We start from the raw sequence: 18,072 nt of genomic DNA, 5'->3' as shown, positions 1-18,072 counted from the left end.
TGATAGGTAACCCACCCAACCAAAATATTTATGAAGAATTTGTGAACGAAGCATTTTCCCCGTTTCCAAGGCTCAGCGGCTCAGCCTTACTTCTTGCGGAACACAATACCAATCGGCACGCCCGTGAAGTCAAAATGCTCGCGCATGCGGTTTTCGAGGTAGCGCGTGTAGTTGGTTTGCACGTACTGCGGCAGGTTGGCGAAGAAGGCGAACACGGGGTTGTGCGTGGGCAGCTGCGTCACGTACTTGATGCGAATCATCTTGCCTTTGAGCGCCGGCGGGCCGTATTTTTCAATCTCCTTCAGCATCACGTCGTTGAGCTGCGAGGTCGGGATTTTACGGCGTTTGTTGTGGTACACCTCAATGGCCGTTTCGATGGCCTTGTGCACGCGCTGCTTGTTCAGCACCGAAATGAAAATGACCGGGATGTAGGAGATGGGCGCAATTTTTTCGAGGATTTTTGCCTCAAATTCCTTGGCCGTATTGGTGTCCTTGTCGGCCACCAAATCCCACTTATTTACCAGAATGACAATGCCTTTGCGGTTCTTGTCGGCCAGGGTGATGATGTTCACGTCCTGGGCTTCGATGCCGCGGCTGGCGTCGAGCATCACGATGCAGACATCGGCCTCTTCCAGCGCGCGCAGGCTACGCATGTTGGCGTAGAATTCCACGTCTTCGCTCACCTTAGCCTTGCGGCGCAGGCCGGCGGTATCGACCAGGATAAACTCCTTGCCGAAGGCGTTGTAGCGGGCCGAAATCGAGTCGCGGGTGGTACCGGCAATGTCCGTCACGATGCTGCGGTCTTCGCCCAGCAGCAGGTTCACGAGGCTGGACTTGCCCACGTTGGGGCGGCCCACCACGGCAATGCGCGGAATTTCCGACTCGGGCTCTTCGATGCCGGGGTCGTCGAAGTGGCTTACTACCGCATCGAGCAATTCGCCGGTGCCGTGGCCGTTCTGGCTGCTGATGGCGAAGATTTCGCCATCGCCGAGGCCCAGCGAATAGAACTCGCCCACGCCGTTGGCGCGCAGGTTGGTATCGGCCTTGTTGGCCACCAGATAGATGGGCTTTTTGCCCAGGTAGCGGCGCAGCACGTGCGCAAATTCCTCGTCGAGGCCGTGTACGCCGGCGTCGGCGTCCACCATAAAGAGGACAACGTCGGCCTCTTCGATGGCCAGCTTCACCTGCTTGTTGATTTCACCTTCGAAAATATCTTCCGAATTGTGCACGTAGCCGCCCGTGTCAATTACGGTGAAGTTCTTGCCAATCCAGTCGCCGTAGCCGTAGTGACGGTCGCGGGTAACGCCGCTCTCGTTGTCCATGATGGCCTTGCGCTGGCCCACGAGGCGATTGAAAAGCGTGGATTTGCCCACGTTGGGCCGCCCAACAATGGCGACCGTGTTTTGCTTTGACATGATGTGTGGCCCCAGCCGCCGACCCGACCTAGATTCGGCAGTGCCCGGGGTGTGTTCGTTATAGATGGTCGGAATGTATTTTCTCTGTCATCCTGAGCGTAGCGAAGGACCTTATCACGGTAGCACCGTTGTGATAAGGTCCTTCGCTACGCTCAGGATGACAGGCGATTATTGATAACCGAAACGCGAAAGCGCTTTCGCATCGGTGCGCCAGTTCTCGTTCACTTTCACGTGCAGCTCGAGGAACACCTTTTTCAGGAAAAACTTCTCCATTTCCTCGCGGGCCCAAGTGCCTACTTTCTTCAGTGCCTCGCCGCCCTGGCCGATGACGATGCCCTTCTGGCTGCTGCGCTCGACGTAGATGATGCCGCGAATGCGAATAATGGCGTCTTCTTCCTTGAACTCCTCAATAACTACTTCGCAGCTGTAGGGAATTTCCTTTTTATAGAGCTTGAAGATTTTTTCGCGCACCATTTCGGCGGCGAAAAAACGCTCCGGCTTGTCGGTCAGTTCGTCTTTGGGGTAATACGGCGGGTGCACGGGCAGGCGCTCCAGCACCAGCTGCAGCACGCCGTCGGTGCCGAAGTGATTGAGGGCCGAGATGGGCAGGACTTCGGCGGCGTTGGGCAACTGCTCTTTCCAATAGGCCAGCTTGGCTTCGACTTCGGCCTGGTCGGCCTGGTCGATTTTGTTGACCAGCAGAATGATGGGCGTGTCCACCATCTTGCGCAGGCGCTCGACTACGGGCTCCTCGTCGTGCTTCTCGTAGATATCGGTCACGAACAGCACCACATCAGCATCTTCGAGCGACGAGTACACGAACGACATCATGGCATTGTGCAGCTCGTATTTGGGCTGGATGATGCCGGGGGTATCGGAATAAATCAGCTGGAAATCATCGCCGTTGAGGATACCCAGGATGCGGTGGCGCGTGGTCTGGGCCTTGCTCGTGACAATGCTGAGCCGCTCGCCCACCAGCGCATTCATGAGCGTGGACTTGCCCACGTTGGGCTTGCCAATGATGCTCACGAAGCCGGCGCGGTGGGGTTTAGTTTCGGGGTTCACGATGGATGGGTTTGATAATCAGGGCCGCAAAGGTACGGCTTTCGGGGCGGAAAAGCTACGGCGGCGCTAAAGAAGCCGGCTAGAACGCGCATGCTAACGGCGTAGAATTTCGCTTTTGGTCAATTCGATTTGCGGAAATCATCAGCAAGGCCGCTGGGGCGGGGCCGGACCTTTGTCCTGTTCTCAAACGCTGTTACTTCTAACTCTCAACTCTATGTTTCTCGGCCATTTCGGCGTCGCTTTCGGCGCCAAGACGCAACAGCCCCGCGTGTCGCTGGGCACCTTATTTCTGGCCGCGCAGCTGGCCGATTTGGTGTGGCCCACGCTGCTCCTGCTCGGCGTGGAGTGCGTGAACATCGTGCCGCATGCCACCGCCACCAACGCCTTCGATTTTGTGCATTATCCCTTCACCCACAGCTTGCTGGGCGAGCTGGTAGGGGGCCTGTTACTGGGCCTTATTTATTGGCTGGTGAAGCGCAATGCCAACGGGGCGCTGCTGGTGGGCCTGCTGGTGCCCAGCCATTGGCTGCTCGATTTGGTAGTGCACCAGCCTGATTTGCCGCTTTATCCCGGGCAATCGCCGCTGCTGGGTTTTGGGCTTTGGAACCACTTTGCGATTACGCAGGTGGTGGAGTTTGCGCTGCTGGGCCTGGGGCTGTGGCTGTATGTGCGGCGCACCCGGGCCCGCAACGGCGTGGGCCGCTACGGGTTGGTGGGGCTAGTGGCTTTTCTGGTGCTGGTGCACGTAGGCAGCATTTTCAGTCCGCCGCCCACTGCGGTTGCGGCCATTGGCTGGGGCGGGCAGCTTATGTGGCTGACAGTGCTGCTGGCCTATTGGGTCGACGGTAATCGGGAGACTAGCGGCGGAATGCACCCGGCGTCTGCCCCGTCCATTTCTTGAAGGAGCGGACGAACACGCTCGGCTCGGAGTAGCCCAGCAGGAAGGCGACGTCGGTAATGCTCAGGTGAGGCTCGCGCAGGTGGCGCTGGGCAAGGTCGTTTCGGACGGCATCGAGCAGCTGCTGATAGGTGTGGCCGGCTTCCTTCAGCTTGAGTTGGAGGGTGCGCACGCCCAGGTGCAGGCAGTCGGCCACAGCGGCTAGGGTAGGCGCTTCGCCTTTTAGTAAGCGTACTATTTCGGCCCGCACCCGCTCGGCCAGCGTGGGCGGCTGGTGGCTGGGCAACTGGGCCAGCAGCGCCGCCGCGTGCTGCTCGAACAACGGAAACAGCGCCGGATTGGCGTGCGGAATGGGCAGCGCCAGCGTGGCCGCGTCGAACGCAACTTGTGTGAACGGCGCGTCGAACTCCAGATTGGTTGTTCCAAAGGTTTGCTCGTGCTCCCGGGTATCGGCGGGGCGCGGGTAGGCGATGCGCACGGCTTGGGGTACCACGGTCTGGCCGGTGAGCGTAGCGAAGGCGGCCAGGTAAATGGACAGCTCCGAATTCAGCACGTATTGTGGATGCACGATGGCGGGGCTGGTCAGTTCCAGGTTCAGCCAGATGCTGCCGGGCCACTCGGGGGCCGGCGTCTGATAGGTGCGCACGCCCTGGCAGGCAATGTCCTGATAGCGGCAGAGCTGGGTGATGGCGGCGCCCACGGTGGGCGCGTGCATCAGCACGTAGGCCAGCGTGCCGGCCGTAGCGAAATTGATGTAGCCGCCGAGGTGCAGGTCGAAGTTTGGGTCATGCGTGGCGTTCATCACCAGCGGCCACAGGCGCTGAATGGTGGCAATGGGCAGGCGGGCATCGGGGTTGCCGGTGGCAGCGGCCGGGTCAAAGCCAACGGCTTGGCAGAGGGCGGGCACGTCGGCGCCGTGCTGGCCGGCGACCCAGAGCAGCAGGTTGAACGAAGAAACGGAAAGGGTATCGGGCGAGGTCATGGGTCAGGCGGCAAATCGGCCCGCAATTACGGCCGCGAGTCCGAACCAAGAACGGGTCGAGCGGTTTGCTTGGCAAGCCGGTGTAGCGTGGACTCTGCGAGTCCGCGCGTCGGTAGAATGTGCGCCCGGGCGCGGACTCGCAGAGTCCACGCTACACTCCCGAACTTTGCCCCAATGAACTCCACTACTTCGCCCAACGCCCGCATTGGCGTGCTGCTCGTCAACCTCGGTACGCCCGATTCGCCCAATACGCCCGACGTGCGGCGCTACCTCAACGAATTTCTCACCGACGGCCGCGTGGTCGATATGCCGGCTGCTATTCGCTACCCGCTGTTTCAGGGACTGGTAGTGCCGTTGCGGGCGCCCAAATCGGCCAAGATTTATAAGGAGCTGTGGACGGAGCGCGGTTCGCCCTTGCTTTTTCACGGGCTCGATTTGCAGGAGAAGGTGCAGGCCGCGCTGGGCGCGCATTACGTGGTGGCCTTCGGCATGCGCTACCAGAAACCCAGCATCGAGAAGGCGCTGGAGGAGTTGCGCGTGGCCAACGTGGAGCGCATCATCGTGCTGCCGCTCTTTCCGCAGTATGCCTCGGCCAGCACGGGCTCGGTGCAGGAGAAGGTGATGGACATTGTGAAAGACTGGTGGGTGGTGCCCAGCATCAGCTTCATCAGCCAGTTTGCCACCGACCCGGGCTTTATTGCTACCATCGTGGCACGGGGCCGGGCCGAAATGGAAAAGCAGCACTACGACCACGTCGTGTTCAGCTACCACGGCATTCCCGAGCGCCACGTGAAAAAGGGCGACCCCACCAACTACTGCCGCTTCGGCAGCTGCTGCGACACGCTCACGCCCCAAAACCAATATTGCTACCGCGCCCAGTGCTTCGCCACTTCGCGCCTCGTGGCCGAGGGCCTGGGCATCGGCCCAGAGCAGTACACCGTGGCCTTCCAGAGCCGCCTGCAAAGCCGCCTGCGCGACCCCTGGCTGCAACCATACACCGACGAGGTGCTCAAAGAATTCCCCGCCAAGGGCATCAAAAACGTGCTGGCCTTCTCCCCTGCTTTCGTGGCCGACTGCTTGGAAACGACCATTGAAGTTGGTGAAGAATTCAAGGAGCTATTCGAAGCGGCCGGCGGCGGGCACTGGCAGTTGGTGCCTTCGCTGAACTCCGAGCCGCAGTGGGTGGACGCCGTGGCGGAGATGGTACGCCGGAATTAGCCGACGGAAAAGAATAATCAAAAGGTCGTCATGCTTCGACTACGCTCAACATGACGACCTTTTTCTGTTATTGCTGCTTAGTAGTAACAGCCAAATACTACGACGCCCGCCGGCGGCTGTAGAAACTATCGGCGTCGAAAGAATCCTGCTCGTAGAAGCGCGGGTTGGCAGCTTCCGGCTCTTTACCCAACGCGCGGAGCATGGCTTCTTCGTATTCGCGGGTGATTTGGATTTCGACGTAGGGCGGATAGTTCAGCACCGACTCGGCGGTGAGGGCGGGCACGAAAACGTTGTCGTCGTCGGCATCAATTGCGGCCACGCCAATGGGCAGCAAAATGTGGTTTTCGTGCTCGTTGATATGGAAACGGCCATCCAGTTCTACGTCAAGGTAGCGCACTTTCAGCACGTCGGGCTCCACTATCAGCTCGTACACGGTACCCAGGGCCTGGCCGTCGGCGCCGCGCACGGTCCAGCCGCGCACGTCGGGGTTGCCATCGGCCACTTCAAAATCGGTCAGGTCGCGCAGGCGGCGCAGGATGGGAGCTTCCATATACTGGTTAGGCTGATGCGGTTGGGTGGTAGTTAGCTAATCGTCGAATCCATTCACAGCTGACAACAAGCAACCGGCAACGAAAAGTTAATTCTTCGGCTCGCTCAGCACGCGCACCGCGGCGGCGGCCTGCGTGAGGAACTGCTTGTTTTTCTGCTGTTCGGCCGCCGTGGCGCTACGGCCCGACAGTTGGCCGGCCAGATTCACCAGCTCCGTGGCGCTGCCCTCCAGGTCGGGGTAGGCTTTCTGCTGCAGGGCCCGGATAAGGCCGGCCGCAGCCACGAAACCGGGCCGCAGGCTGGCGTTGGGCTCGCCCAGGCGGGCAGTGGCGCTGGTCAGGTTGTCGCGCTGCTCCGTGGTGGAGGCATCGCGCAGGTCGTCGCGGTCGGTGAGGGCCACCAGCACGCCGGTGAGCTTTTGGAGGCCGTTGAGGGCGTAGTCGGGGGCGGCGGGGTCGGTAGCGGCTTGGGCAGCCAGGGTGGCCGCCGTTTCCGAACTGCCGGCCGTGGTAGAGTCGCCCTGCGGAATGCCGTCGATGGCGGCGCGGCGGGTGGCCTGGTCCACGGCATTGGCAGCGGCTAGGGTGTCGGGCGCCGGAGCAGGCGCCGTGGCTGCAGGAATGGCCGCGGGCGGCGCGGGCTCGTCGGCCGGGTCGGGGCGGAGGAAGAAGTAGGCAGCCACGGCCAGCACCACGGCTGCCAGCAGCACCAGCAGCCACGGGCTGGGTGATGCTTTTTTGCGTTGAATATTGATGTCAGCCATGCCAGCGCAAACGAGAAAACAACGCAACAGGATTCAGCACCACCCGGCAGCCGGCCATCTCGCGCCGTGCCTCTGGCTTATTTATACGGCCACCGGCCGGTAGAGCTTGGCCAGCGCCGCCACGGCGTAGTCAACCTCCTCGGGCGTATTCATCTTGCTCATCGAGAAGCGCACCGTGGCGCGGTCGGGGTCGCAGCCCAGGGCTTCGAGCACGTGCGAGCCGGCCTGTGCCCCGCTGGTACAGGCCGAACCGCCCGAAGCCGCCACCTTACTGATGTCGAGGTTAAAAAGCAGCATCTCGCTGATGGCCGAGGGCGGCAGGCTCACGCTCAGCACCGTGTAGAGGCTACGGTCGGCGTGTTCGGAAAGGCCATTGAACTGCACATCGTCGATTTCGGTCCGCAGCTTTTCAATGAAGCGCGTTTTCAGGGCCTGCACGTGGGCCTGGTGGGCGCCCAGGTCGCGCACCGCGATTTCTAGGGCCTTGGCAAGGCCCACAATTCCATACACATTCTCAGTGCCAGAGCGCACATTGCGCTCCTGCGCGCCGCCGTGGATGAGCGGGCTCACCTGCAAGCCGCTGCGGGTGTAGATGAAGCCGACGCCCTTCGGCCCGTGAAACTTGTGCGCCGAGCCCACCAGAAAGTGGTTTTTCAGCTGCTGCACATCGTGGCGGTAGTGCCCCATCGTCTGCACCGTGTCGGTATGAAACACGGCGTCGTAGCGCGCACAAATCACCCCAATGGCTTCGATGTCGTTCAGGTTACCGATTTCGTTGTTGGCGTGCATCAAGCTCACAAACGTGCGCGACTGCCCGGCCAGCAGTTCCTCTAGGTGGCCCAAATCGAGGGCGCCTTGCTCGTCGTGCTTCACGTAGTGCAGCTCGATTTCGCCGCGCTTGGCTAAGGCCTGCAGCGGGTGCAGCACCGCATGGTGCTCCAGCGGCGAGGTGATGGCGTGCTTCAGACCCAGCGTGCGCACGCTGCCGAAAGCGGCGTAATTGTCGGCCTCCGTGCCGCCGCTGGTGAAGATGATTTCGGCCGGTGCGGCATTCAGCAGGTGGGCCACCGTTTTGCGGGCATTCTCGATGGCGGCGCGCACCTGCCGGCCGGGGCCATGCAGGCTGCTGGGGTTGCCGTAGTGGTTCTGCAAAAACGGCAGCATGGCCTCCAGCACCTCCGGGTCGAGGGGCGTGGTGGCAGCGTTGTCGAAGTAAACGTAGGCGGGAGAGGTGGGGAGGGCCATGGAATGAGAAAAACAAGTCAATTGGGAGTGGGTGCTCCCGCCGAACCAGGGTATTAAAACACAAACCTCGGACTTTTAGCCGAAACCATTCCGGCCATTGCCCATTGCCGGAAAGCAAGCAGGGCCCGGAACATCGTTCCGAGCCCTGCTGACTATGCTTTCACGGCAATAATTTCTTTAATGTCGCCGATGATTTTCTGGGCCAGATAATCGGCCGTCGCGTTGGAGTCCGATTCGGCGTAGATGCGGATAATGGGCTCGGTGTTGGATTTGCGCAGGTGCACCCATTCCTTGTCGAACTCAATTTTCACGCCGTCGATGGTATTCACCGGTTGCTTGGCATAGCGCGTCTGCATCTTGGCCAGCACATCGTCGGTATTGATGTCGGGCGTCAGCTCAATCTTATTTTTCGAGATGAAATAGCCCGGGTAGGAATTGCGCAGCCGGCTCACCGTCAGGCCCGACTTGGCCAGGTGCGTCAGAAACAGCGCGATGCCCACCAAGGCGTCGCGGCCGTAGTGCAGCTCGGGGTAAATGATACCGCCGTTGCCCTCGCCGCCAATCACGGCGTTGGTTTCCTTCATTTTGGTCACCACGTTCACCTCGCCCACGGCGGCAGCGGCGTAGCTTCCGCCAGCTTTCTCGGTCACGTCGCGCAGGGCGCGGGTGCTGCTCAGGTTGCTCACGGTGTTGCCGCCACCCAGGGCCTTCAGCACGTAGTCGGCCACGGCCACAAGGGTGTACTCTTCGCCGAACATCTGGCCGTTTTCGCTCACCAGGGCCAGGCGGTCCACGTCGGGGTCCACCACAATGCCGAGGTCGAAGCCGCCTTTTTCCAGCACCTTGGCAATGTCGCGCAGGTGCTCGGGCAGTGGCTCGGGGTTGTGAGCAAAGTCGCCGGTGGGCTCGCAGTGCAGCTTTTCGACGGTCGTCACGCCCAGGGCTTCCAACAGCTGCGGCACGGCAAAGCCCCCCGAGGAGTTCACGGCATCTACCACCACCCGGAAGTTGCGGGCCTTGATGGCCTCCACGTCCACCAGCGGCAGCGCTAGAATGGCTTTGATGTGCTTCTTGAGGAAGGTATTGTCCGTGGTGTACTGGCCCAGCTTGGTCACCGGCGCGAAGTCGAAATCCTCGGCTTCGGCCGAAGCCAGCACCTGCTGGCCGTCGGTGTCTGAGATGAATTCGCCCTTGGCATTCAACAGCTTCAGCGCATTCCACTGCTTGGGGTTGTGCGAGGCGGTGAGGATGATGCCGCCGGCCGCGTTTTTGGCGGGCACGGCCATTTCCACGGTGGGCGTGGTGCTCAGGCCCAGGTCGCACACGTCGAGACCCAGCCCCTGCAGGGTAGCCGAAACCAGCCGGCTCACCATGTCGCCCGAGAGGCGGGCATCGCGGCCAATGACGATAAGCTTGCTGTCAGTGGCTTGGGTTTTTACCCACGTGCCGTAAGCAGCGGCATATTTCACCACGTCGAGGGGAGTCAGGCCTTGCCCAACCGGCCCGCCGATGGTGCCGCGAATGCCGGATATTGATTTTATGAGTGTCACGCAGTAGAATTTTTGAAAGGCCAAAATTAGGCATTAACCGCCGGTTGGCGGCGCCGGATTTATCTTTGGAACAATGGAAAATTCCGCATCTGACCCTACGGCCCTGCTTACCAACGCTCGGCGCCCTGCGCAGCTCGAAGCCTTCGGCCGCCTGCTCGACGTGCTCGACCGCCTGCGCGCCGAATGCCCCTGGGATAAAAAGCAAACCCTGCAGAGCCTGCGCCACCTCACTATCGAGGAAACCTACGAAATCAGCGACGCCATTCTGCGCAATGACCTGCCCGACCTCAAAAAGGAGCTGGGCGACGTGATGCTCCACTTGGTTTTCTACGCCCGCATCGCCGCCGAAAAAGGCGCTTTCGACATTGCCGATGTCCTCAACGCCCAGTGCGAAAAGCTCATCTACCGCCACCCGCACATCTACGGCGATGTGCAGGCCGACGACGAAGACGCCGTGAAGCGCAACTGGGAACAGCTCAAACTCAAGGAAAAAGGCAATACCAATGGCGTGCTAGGCGGTGTGCCGACCTCTCTGCCGGCCCTGGTCAAGGCCATGCGCATTCAGGAAAAAGCCCGCGGCGCGGGCTTCGACTGGGAGCAGCCCGAGCAGGTATGGCAGAAAGTACAGGAAGAATTAAGCGAATTCGGCGACGAGTACGGCCACGGCCAACCCGAACGCATGAACGCCGAGCGGGCCGCCGATGAGTTCGGTGATTTGCTGTTTTCGCTGGTCAATTTTGCCCGCTTCGCCGGCATCAATCCCGAAGAAGCGCTAGAGCGCACCAACCGCAAGTTTATCAATCGTTTTCAGTACCTTGAAAGTGCGGCTTCTGCCGCTGGCCAGCGCCTCGCCGACCTCACCTTGGCCGAGATGGACGTGTATTGGGAGGAAGCCAAACGGCGCCCCACCCAACCAAACGCGCCGAATTAGCGTTGGCCTCATTCTACCTTCATTATCCTTCTATCTGGTCAGCACCGGGCAAGTTTTCTTTGGTCGGGCCAAGCTTTTTGGTTAGGTTTGCCCAGCTAAGACGGTTTAGTGGGTAGCTCGAACTTCGGTAAGTGCCATTTTAGTCCTTTCATTACGGGATTATCAACGTTCTTTGCCGCCTGCTGCGCGTCTAAACAACTTTTTTGCTTTTTCTTTACCCACTCAATTCAACTACTTCACAACAACAACCCCAAACACTCCGGAACAATGGAACAGAAAAATGCCATGAATACGAGCCCCCGGCCCGCCGCTACGGCCGCCAAAGCCGAAGCCCAAAGCAGCGGTGGAGCCTCGCTGTTCTCCGTCCTGGTTATCATCCTAGCCTTTATCGTCAGCGTTGTAGTCTATAAATTCGTGCTCGGCGACGGCAGCCACTTCCAAGGCGGTGACCACAAAAACAACCCCATGGCTGGCGACTACCTCGGTATAGTTTACAAGGGTGGTGTCATTGTACCCATCCTGATGACCATGCTGCTGTGCGTAATCACCTTCTCCATCGAGCGGGCCCTCACCATCAGCAAAGCCAAAGGCAGCAAGAGCATCGAATCGTTCGTGCGCAGCGTCCGTCAGAAGCTGAACGCTAACGACATCAACGGCGCCCTCGCCGTGTGCGACCAGCAGAAAGGCTCGGTAGCCAACGTGGTGAAAGCCGGCCTGTTGAAATACAACGAAATGTCGCGCGAAACCACCATGGGTACCGACCAGCGCGTACTCGCCATCCAGAAAGAAATCGAAGAAAGCACCGCCCTGGAGCTGCCGATGCTCGAGAAAAACCTGGTTATCATCTCGACCCTGGCTTCTATCGCCACGCTGACCGGTCTGCTCGGTACGGTATTCGGCATGATTAACGCCTTCGCCGCTCTGGCCCAGGCCGGTAGCCCCGACGCCGTAGCTCTGGCAAACGGTATTTCGGAAGCACTCATCAACACGGCCCTCGGTATCGGTACGTCGGCCCTGGCCATCGTGGCCTACAACTACTTCACCAGCAAAATTGACGAGCTGACCTACAGCATCGACGAGGCTGGCTTCAGCATCATCCAGACGTTTGCCGGCCAGCACGGCAACAACGCGGGCCAGCCGGTTCGGACGGTTTAATTTCCGTCTTTCACTGATGCACTAAAATGCGGGGTGATTCGTTCAACTAATCCGGAACGAATTGCCCCCTTTTAATCCCACCTCGCAATGCCTAAAGTAAAACCGCACCGTACCTCGCCGTCGCTTGACATGACGCCGATGGTGGACCTGGCCTTCTTGCTGGTGACGTTCTTCATGCTCACCACCAAATTCGCCCCTGAAGAGACGGTGGTAGTGGACACGCCATCGTCTATCTCGGAGATTAAACTCCCCGAGAGCAATGTGATTACGCTGACCATCGACAACAAAAAGCGCGTGTTTTTTGGCGTTGATGACTCGAAGACCAAAACCCAAATTCTGCAGAAGGTTGCCGCCAAGTACGGCGTCAACTTTACGGCGGCTCAGGCCAAGGAATTCAGCAATCTGCCAAACTTCGGTCTTCCCATCAATCAGTTGGGGTCATACCTCAATGTGGAAAAGGAAGAGCGTAAGGCGCTTAACGCACAACAGCCGGGTATTCCAATCGACTCGCTCAATAACCAGCTTATTGATTGGGTAATGGAAGCTCGTCGGGCCAACCTGGCGCTTTTCAAAAAGCAAACTTTCATTGCCATTAAGGGCGATGGCAACGCCGATGTACCCACGGTGCAGCAAGTTATTAAGCTGTTGCAGGAACGCGACATCAACCGCTTCAACCTCATTACCGACCTGGAAAACGCGCCCGTTGCGACTAAGTAATTTCGACTTAGTCACACAAGCCTTCCTTTTTCCGGTTCATTCAATTTTGTAAATCCCATGGCAGAAATTCAAGGAAAAGCCGATACCGGTGGGAAAGGTGGGAAAAAGCGGGCCAAGAAAATGTCGACCAAAATCGACATGACCCCGATGGTTGACTTGGCCTTTCTCCTGCTCACCTTCTTCATGCTGACGACCACCTTTGCCAAGCCCAACGTGATGCAGCTCACGATGCCGGTGAAGAAGACCGACGACGTGGAAGACACCAAAATCAAGGCCTCGCAGGCCATGACCATCCTGCTGGGCAAGGACAACAAAGCGTACTATTATTTCGGCCTGAACACGCCCAACGACAAAACCGTACCCAAGCCCGAACTGAAAGTAACCAACTATTCAGCCGATGGCATCCGGAAAGTTCTGTTGGACCGTCAGCGCCAGAGCCCCGAGCCCATCATCCTCATCAAGCCCACTGAGGACGCCAAGTATAAGAACATGGTGGATATTCTCGACGAGATGAATATCACCAACCAGAAGAAATATGCGCTGGTGAAGGTGTACAAAGACGACTTAGACCTTATTAAAGAATCTGGCTTATGATGGACAATGCGCAAATCGCCAAGGCCAGCTTAAACGATATCGTTTTTGAGGGCCGTAACAAGGCGTACGGAGCTTACGTGCTTCGTCGGTTGTACCAGCGCCACGTAACCCGGGCGTTGATTATTGCCACGGCTCTGTTCCTGCTGTTGATTGCCTTCCCGCTCATTTCGCAGTACCTGAAAGACAGGATGCCGAAAGAGCCGAAGAAAAACCTGCAGGAAAACGTGCTGATGGACGCTCCTCCGCTGGACGAGACCAAGCCGCCACCCCCGCCCCCGCCCCCCGAGGCGCCCCCACCCCCGCCGCCCAAGCTGACCACCATCAAATTCACCCCTCCGGTGGTGAAGAAGGATGAGGAAGTGAAGAAGGAAGAGGTGCCGGACCAGGAGGAGCTAAAGGACAAAGCCGTATCGACGGTGACCGTGAAGGGCAATACCGATGCTGCTCCGGACCTGTCGGAACTTTCGGGTGAAGGCGACAAAGTGGTTGAAGAGGTGGTAGAAAACAAAGTCTACACCTACGTGGAGCAGATGCCCCAGCTGCCCGGCGGCGGCGGCAACGGTGCCATCGTAGCAGCCATTCAGAAAGCCACCAAGTACCCGCCCCTGGCACTCCGCAACCAAGTCGAAGGCCGCATTTTCGTGAGCTTCACGGTGAATGCCCAAGGTGACGTTTCGGATGTGAAAGTGGTAAAAGGACTGGGCTCTGGCTTGGACGAGGAGACGATTCGGGCGGTGAAAACCCTGCCTAAGTTCATCCCCGGCAAGCAGAACGGCCGCGCAGTGAGTGTATCGTTTACGGTGCCGATTACCTTCAAAATCCAGTAAAGAGCACTGCTGCCGTAAGTCAAGTAGTAAGAGAACCCCGAATGAAGCTTAACGGCTTGATTCGGGGTTTTCATTTTTAATATTTTAAGCAATAAAAAAGGTATGCTTGCATACTATAACATCCGTACCCATCGTTGAATGTGGGCAAGCCAGTGGCGGAGGGCCCCCGCTGATGTGGCTTGGGTTCGATTGTTTCACCTCAACCCACACTGCTATGTCCACGTCCATTCTGCTCACTGGCTCGCTCGATGACATTGTTTTCGAAGGCCGCAACCAAGCTTACGGCGCCTTTCAGCTGCGTCGGTCCTACCAGCGTCACCTGGGGTCGGCGTTGGCTATCACACTGACGACTTGCGCCCTGCTGTTCCTGGCAGGAATGACGGCCAAAAGGCTTTTTGCGGATGCGCCAATAGCGGGCCCGACGCTGCCCGAGATGCCACAGCCGCACCCTCAGATTTACGAATTGCCCAAACTCAAGCCTACGCCACCGCCAGCCGCCGCACACCCGGCCGTGACGGTGGTGCCGCATGCTGTTATTAAGACACAGGTGGCGCCCGACCATGAAGTGAAACCTGAAGCTGACACGAAACTCCTCCCCGATGTGGGCCCGACCGGCCCGGCAAAAATCGGAGTGGCTGATGCCGATGGTGCCATGGGCAGCACTGGGCTGAGCACCGGGCCAAGTACCGACTCGGCCCGGCCCGCCGCGGTACCCGCTCCGGCCGCAGTGCTGTATGCCGAAGTGATGCCGGACTTTGTGGGCGGTCGGGCAGCTTTGCAGCGCTACCTGCAGAAGCATTTGCGGTTTCCGGCAGCGGCACTGGCGGCGCAGGTATCTGGTAAAGTATTCGTTTCCTTCGTGGTGCAGACGGATGGCACGATTGGGGAAGTCACGGTTTTGAAAGGCTTGGGCTATGGCACCGAGGAAGCAGCGGCCCGCGTGGTACGCGAGATGCCGGCCTGGACGCCGGGCCTGCAAAACCACCACGCCGTGCCGGTGCGCTTCACGCTGCCCATTACGTTTCAGTTTGAGTAGCCGCCCGCGCCACGCACAACGGCGGCAGCCTGCTGAAAAGCCGAAAATTGTCCGCAACTATGAAAAGCGGCTAATTTTCGGCTTTTTTGTGGGCTGATTCCGAGGCCATCTTCGGGCCATCCGAACCTTTACCGGCCGTTTCATGGTTTATCCATCTCCATTCCTGCGCTTATTGCCTCATGCTCAACATCCCTACAACTGAAGAGCGACTCGGGAAGTCGCCTCAGCGCCTGGTTCGTTACTTTGCTTTGATAATGGCCCTGGTTTATATGGGTCTGGGAGCCTGGCTTTGGTGGACGGCGGACGCGCCAACTGCGGGCAGCATCATCACCTTGGGGCCAATTGCGCGCCGCGTTTTGGGTTCGGTGTTCGTTCTTTACGGGCTCCTGCGTTTCTTCCGGGTCTACCAAGCCCACTTTCGCAAAAATATTCCATCTAACGACCATGACTAAGCGCACGCAATTTTTGACTACCGGCGCGGCCACCATGCTGGCGACTGCCCTTGTGGTGGCCTCCTGCAACGGGCCCGGCACCCCGGGCGCCCAGGACACGCCCACCAGTGGCACCGTAGCCGTAGGCGTAGACGAAACCTTTGCCCCCATTCTGCAGGCTGAGATTGACACGTTTGGCAAGCTTTACCCCAATGCACATTTGAAGACGTCTTTTCAGCCGGAAGAGAAGGTGATGGTGGATTTGGTGAATGACAAGATTAAGCTGGCGGTGGTGTCGCGGGAGCTGAACGCTGAGGAAAAGGCGGACTTTGAGAAGCAGACAATCAGCACGCGCACCACGCATATCGGCATTGATGGCTTGGCCATTGTGCTCAACCGCTCCAATCCCGACTCGTTGCTGACGGTGGCGCAGCTGGCTGATATTTTCACGGGCAAAAAAGCCAATTGGAACCAGATTAGCGGCAAAAAAGGCCTGGCGGCCATCAACGTGGTATTCGATGCCAACCGCAGCAGCACGGCGCGCTTCGTGCGCGACTCGGTGACACGCGGCGCGGCGCTGACGCCCCGGGTTTTTGCCGCGACATCGAACCCCGCTCTGATTGATTATGTTGCAACGCACCCCAACGCCATTGGCGTGGTGGGCGTGAACTGGATATCAGACCGCGACGACCCCGCCGCCATGAAGTTTGCCAATAAGGTGCGGGTGGCCAGCATCACTTCCCGGCCCAACCCCACGTCCGCCGACTACATCCAGCCCTACCAGGTGTACCTAGCCGAGAAGACGCCGGCGCAGATGGCGGAACACCCCGAGTTGCAGAATTACCCGCTCCGGCGCAACCTTTACATCATCAGCCGGGAGGCCCGGGCCGGATTAGGCACAGGGTTTGCATCCTTCGTAGCAGGCAAAAGTGGTCAGCTGATTTTTCAGAAGTCGGGCTTGCTGCCGGCCCAGATGCAGGCCCGCATCGTGACCACGCCTAAACTGTAAGCGCTAGTTGCGCGTACTCTTTTTCACTTACGCTTTTCATCTTTTCATCATCCTATGAGTTTCAAGCCCTGGAAACAGCCGCTGCTCGCCGCCCTCTTTGTGGCAGCAGGCACTACGGCGGCCACCGCCCAAGACGTACAGAAAGCCCAGCGCGCCATTGAGCTGGGCCGTTACAACGAAGCCCGCGCCATGCTGCGCCCCGGCTCTTCGCCCGAGTCGGCGTTTGAGCTGGGCCGTCTGTATCAGATGCGCGACATGCCGGATTCGGCTGCTTACTACTTCAACAAAGCCGCTGGTACCACGCCGTTTGGCCAGGTAGCCGCCGGCCGGGCTTTGCTCGCCAAAGGCCAGTTGGCCCCGGCTGAGGCGCAATTTGACGCTGCTGCCAAAGCCACCAAGAACAAAGACACCAAAGTCCTGACGATGATTGCGCAGGCTTACGGGGAGGCTGATATCAAGGAAGCCGGCAAATCGCAGACTTACCTGACGGCCGCTCAAACGGCTTTCAAGAAGGACGACCCGGCCCTGATGGTAGCCCGCGGCGACATCTATTTGCACTCCGACAACGGTGGTGGCGAAGCTATGACCAGCTTTGACCGCGCCATTGCGGCCAACCCCAGCTACGCCCAGGCCTATTATAAGAAAGGCGTATTGGACGTACGGGCCCGCAACTTCAACGCTGCCCGGGAGGCCCTGAACAAAACCATCGAGCTGGACCCCAGCTACGCCCCTGCTTACCGCGAGCTGGCCGATATGTACTACTACGCTGGCCAGTACGATTTGGCGCTGAGCACGTTCAAGAAGTACACGGATTTGGCAGAGCCTTCGTCTTCTACGAATGCGCAATACGCGTCGTTCCTGTATTTGACGAAGAAGTATCCTGAGTCTTTGGCCGAAGTGAACAAGGTGTTGGCTGTTGAACCCAACAACCTGACGATGAATCGTCTGAAGCCCTACCTGCTGTATGAAACCGGTGACTACACCGGCGCAGCAGCAGCAATGGAAACATACCTGAAGGTTGCTCCGAAGGACAAAATCATTCCGGAAGACTATGCCTACAAGAACAAGATTCTGAGCCGCACCGGCAAAGGCGACGAAGCTGTGGCGGGCATTCAGGAGATGATTAAGAAGGACCCGTCGAAGGCGTGCGACCTGCAAAACGACCTGGCTACCATTTACGCCAACAAGAAGGACTACAAGGGCGCTATCAGCGTGTATAAATACAAGCTGATTAACTGCAAAGGCGACTTGACCGACCAGTTCCGTCTGGCAACTGCCTTCACCGGCGATAAGCAATACACCCGCGCCGACAGTGTATACAACATCATCCTGACTGCCAAGCCTACCTACGCGCCCGGTTATCTGGAGCGTGCCCGCGTCAACAACAACCTTGACCCCGATGGCAAAAAGGGCTTAGCCAAGCCATACTACGAGAAGTACATTGAGCTTTCGAAAGCCGAAGGTGCCGACCCGGCGAAGTTCAAGTCTGGTGTTATCGAGTCGTACGGCCAGTTGGGTGTGTACAGCGCTACCGCTGGTGATAAGGCTGGCGCGGTGAAGTATTTCGAGCAGGTTTTGGCCGTAGACCCCAGCAACAAGGGAGCCGAGGACAACATCAAAATCCTGAAGACCCCGGCCCGCACCCCGGTTAAGAAAACCACCACGACCACCGTTAAGAAAAAGTAAC

Annotated in this window: 18 protein-coding genes; 11 read left to right on the top strand and 7 right to left on the bottom strand. The window is 58.8% G+C overall.

What is annotated here, in order from left to right:
- Positions 1 to 86: 86 nt before the first annotated feature.
- Both der and era read right to left on the bottom strand, forming a co-directional pair.
- Positions 87 to 1,415 (bottom strand): ribosome biogenesis GTPase Der, encoded by a 1,329-nt coding sequence (der, locus tag Q4S41_RS20245; RefSeq protein WP_305032953.1) that lies wholly within the window; start codon positions 1,413 to 1,415, stop codon positions 87 to 89.
- 168 nt (positions 1,416 to 1,583) lie between these two features.
- Positions 1,584 to 2,480: a GTPase Era gene (gene era / locus Q4S41_RS20240; protein ID WP_305032952.1), complete on the bottom strand. Its 897-nt coding sequence runs from the start codon at positions 2,478 to 2,480 to the stop codon at positions 1,584 to 1,586.
- A 214-nt stretch (positions 2,481 to 2,694) separates the two neighbouring features.
- On the opposite strand from era, the gene Q4S41_RS20235 reads away from it, so the two are divergent.
- Entirely contained in the window at positions 2,695 to 3,381 is a 687-nt protein-coding gene (locus Q4S41_RS20235; RefSeq protein ID WP_305032951.1) for a hypothetical protein, read from the top strand.
- On the opposite strand, the gene Q4S41_RS20230 is transcribed toward Q4S41_RS20235, so the two are convergent.
- Positions 3,338 to 4,360 (bottom strand): AraC family transcriptional regulator, encoded by a 1,023-nt coding sequence (locus tag Q4S41_RS20230; protein WP_305032950.1) that lies wholly within the window; start codon positions 4,358 to 4,360, stop codon positions 3,338 to 3,340. The two genes, Q4S41_RS20235 and Q4S41_RS20230, sit on opposite strands and share 44 nt — an antisense overlap.
- A 174-nt stretch (positions 4,361 to 4,534) precedes the next feature.
- Between Q4S41_RS20230 and hemH the strand changes: the two genes are divergently transcribed.
- Positions 4,535 to 5,578, top strand: coding sequence for a ferrochelatase (hemH, locus tag Q4S41_RS20225; protein WP_305032949.1), 1,044 nt, complete (start codon positions 4,535 to 4,537; stop codon positions 5,576 to 5,578).
- A gap of 97 nt (positions 5,579 to 5,675) precedes the next feature.
- On the opposite strand, the gene Q4S41_RS20220 is transcribed toward hemH, so the two are convergent.
- From Q4S41_RS20220 to glmM, 4 genes are all read right to left on the bottom strand, one after another.
- Positions 5,676 to 6,128, bottom strand: a complete 453-nt coding sequence (locus Q4S41_RS20220) for a PRC-barrel domain-containing protein (RefSeq protein ID WP_305032948.1) — start codon at positions 6,126 to 6,128, stop codon at positions 5,676 to 5,678.
- 87 nt (positions 6,129 to 6,215) lie between these two features.
- Positions 6,216 to 6,890, bottom strand: a complete 675-nt coding sequence (locus Q4S41_RS20215) for a hypothetical protein (protein ID WP_305032947.1) — start codon at positions 6,888 to 6,890, stop codon at positions 6,216 to 6,218.
- A gap of 81 nt (positions 6,891 to 6,971) precedes the next feature.
- Positions 6,972 to 8,135, bottom strand: a complete 1,164-nt coding sequence (locus Q4S41_RS20210) for a cysteine desulfurase family protein (protein ID WP_305032946.1) — start codon at positions 8,133 to 8,135, stop codon at positions 6,972 to 6,974.
- A 152-nt stretch (positions 8,136 to 8,287) separates the two neighbouring features.
- Positions 8,288 to 9,685 carry a phosphoglucosamine mutase gene (gene glmM / locus Q4S41_RS20205; RefSeq protein ID WP_305032945.1) on the bottom strand — a complete coding sequence of 466 codons (1,398 nt, stop codon included), beginning with the start codon at positions 9,683 to 9,685 and terminating at the stop codon, positions 8,288 to 8,290.
- Positions 9,686 to 9,758: 73 nt separating this feature from the next.
- On the opposite strand from glmM, the gene mazG reads away from it, so the two are divergent.
- From mazG to Q4S41_RS20160, 9 genes are all read left to right on the top strand, one after another.
- Positions 9,759 to 10,616, top strand: coding sequence for a nucleoside triphosphate pyrophosphohydrolase (gene mazG / locus Q4S41_RS20200; RefSeq protein ID WP_305032944.1), 858 nt, complete (start codon positions 9,759 to 9,761; stop codon positions 10,614 to 10,616).
- 267 nt (positions 10,617 to 10,883) lie between these two features.
- Positions 10,884 to 11,771 carry a MotA/TolQ/ExbB proton channel family protein gene (locus Q4S41_RS20195; RefSeq protein WP_369811341.1) on the top strand — a complete coding sequence of 296 codons (888 nt, stop codon included), beginning with the start codon at positions 10,884 to 10,886 and terminating at the stop codon, positions 11,769 to 11,771.
- Positions 11,772 to 11,858: 87 nt separating this feature from the next.
- The gene (locus Q4S41_RS20190; RefSeq protein WP_305032943.1) at positions 11,859 to 12,488 is read left to right on the top strand and encodes an ExbD/TolR family protein; all 630 of its coding nucleotides are present in this window, start codon (positions 11,859 to 11,861) and stop codon (positions 12,486 to 12,488) included.
- Positions 12,489 to 12,545: 57 nt separating this feature from the next.
- A complete protein-coding gene (locus Q4S41_RS20185; RefSeq protein WP_305032942.1) occupies positions 12,546 to 13,082 on the top strand; it encodes an ExbD/TolR family protein in 537 nt (178 codons plus the stop codon).
- Between the two features lie 77 nt (positions 13,083 to 13,159).
- Entirely contained in the window at positions 13,160 to 13,909 is a 750-nt protein-coding gene (locus Q4S41_RS20180) for an energy transducer TonB (RefSeq protein ID WP_305032941.1), read from the top strand.
- Between the two features lie 214 nt (positions 13,910 to 14,123).
- Positions 14,124 to 14,945: an energy transducer TonB gene (locus Q4S41_RS20175; protein ID WP_305032940.1), complete on the top strand. Its 822-nt coding sequence runs from the start codon at positions 14,124 to 14,126 to the stop codon at positions 14,943 to 14,945.
- Positions 14,946 to 15,124: 179 nt separating this feature from the next.
- Positions 15,125 to 15,397, top strand: coding sequence for a hypothetical protein (locus tag Q4S41_RS20170; RefSeq protein WP_305032939.1), 273 nt, complete (start codon positions 15,125 to 15,127; stop codon positions 15,395 to 15,397).
- Entirely contained in the window at positions 15,390 to 16,385 is a 996-nt protein-coding gene (locus Q4S41_RS20165; RefSeq protein ID WP_305032938.1) for a PstS family phosphate ABC transporter substrate-binding protein, read from the top strand. Before Q4S41_RS20170 ends, Q4S41_RS20165 begins: the two co-directional genes overlap by 8 nt.
- A 54-nt stretch (positions 16,386 to 16,439) precedes the next feature.
- A complete protein-coding gene (locus Q4S41_RS20160; protein ID WP_305032937.1) occupies positions 16,440 to 18,071 on the top strand; it encodes a tetratricopeptide repeat protein in 1,632 nt (543 codons plus the stop codon).
- The last annotated feature ends 1 nt before the right edge of the window (position 18,072 follow it).

This window comes from Hymenobacter convexus (assembly GCF_030580955.1).
GTDB lineage: Bacteria > Bacteroidota > Bacteroidia > Cytophagales > Hymenobacteraceae > Hymenobacter.
Note: the sequence above shows the minus strand (reverse complement) of the source record. Positions and strands in the feature narration are given on the sequence as shown.

Coding starts and splice junctions, on each gene's coding strand:
- der (WP_305032953.1), bottom strand. CDS start 1,415: ATGTCAAAGCAAAACACGGTCGCCATTGTTGGGCGGCCCAACGTGGGC.
- Q4S41_RS20235 (WP_305032951.1), top strand. CDS start 2,695: ATGTTTCTCGGCCATTTCGGCGTCGCTTTCGGCGCCAAGACGCAACAG.
- Q4S41_RS20230 (WP_305032950.1), bottom strand. CDS start 4,360: ATGACCTCGCCCGATACCCTTTCCGTTTCTTCGTTCAACCTGCTGCTC.
- hemH (WP_305032949.1), top strand. CDS start 4,535: ATGAACTCCACTACTTCGCCCAACGCCCGCATTGGCGTGCTGCTCGTC.
- Q4S41_RS20220 (WP_305032948.1), bottom strand. CDS start 6,128: ATGGAAGCTCCCATCCTGCGCCGCCTGCGCGACCTGACCGATTTTGAA.
- Q4S41_RS20215 (WP_305032947.1), bottom strand. CDS start 6,890: ATGGCTGACATCAATATTCAACGCAAAAAAGCATCACCCAGCCCGTGG.
- Q4S41_RS20210 (WP_305032946.1), bottom strand. CDS start 8,135: ATGGCCCTCCCCACCTCTCCCGCCTACGTTTACTTCGACAACGCTGCC.
- mazG (WP_305032944.1), top strand. CDS start 9,759: ATGGAAAATTCCGCATCTGACCCTACGGCCCTGCTTACCAACGCTCGG.
- Q4S41_RS20195 (WP_369811341.1), top strand. CDS start 10,884: ATGGAACAGAAAAATGCCATGAATACGAGCCCCCGGCCCGCCGCTACG.
- Q4S41_RS20190 (WP_305032943.1), top strand. CDS start 11,859: ATGCCTAAAGTAAAACCGCACCGTACCTCGCCGTCGCTTGACATGACG.
- Q4S41_RS20185 (WP_305032942.1), top strand. CDS start 12,546: ATGGCAGAAATTCAAGGAAAAGCCGATACCGGTGGGAAAGGTGGGAAA.
- Q4S41_RS20175 (WP_305032940.1), top strand. CDS start 14,124: ATGTCCACGTCCATTCTGCTCACTGGCTCGCTCGATGACATTGTTTTC.
- Q4S41_RS20170 (WP_305032939.1), top strand. CDS start 15,125: ATGCTCAACATCCCTACAACTGAAGAGCGACTCGGGAAGTCGCCTCAG.
- Q4S41_RS20165 (WP_305032938.1), top strand. CDS start 15,390: ATGACTAAGCGCACGCAATTTTTGACTACCGGCGCGGCCACCATGCTG.
- Q4S41_RS20160 (WP_305032937.1), top strand. CDS start 16,440: ATGAGTTTCAAGCCCTGGAAACAGCCGCTGCTCGCCGCCCTCTTTGTG.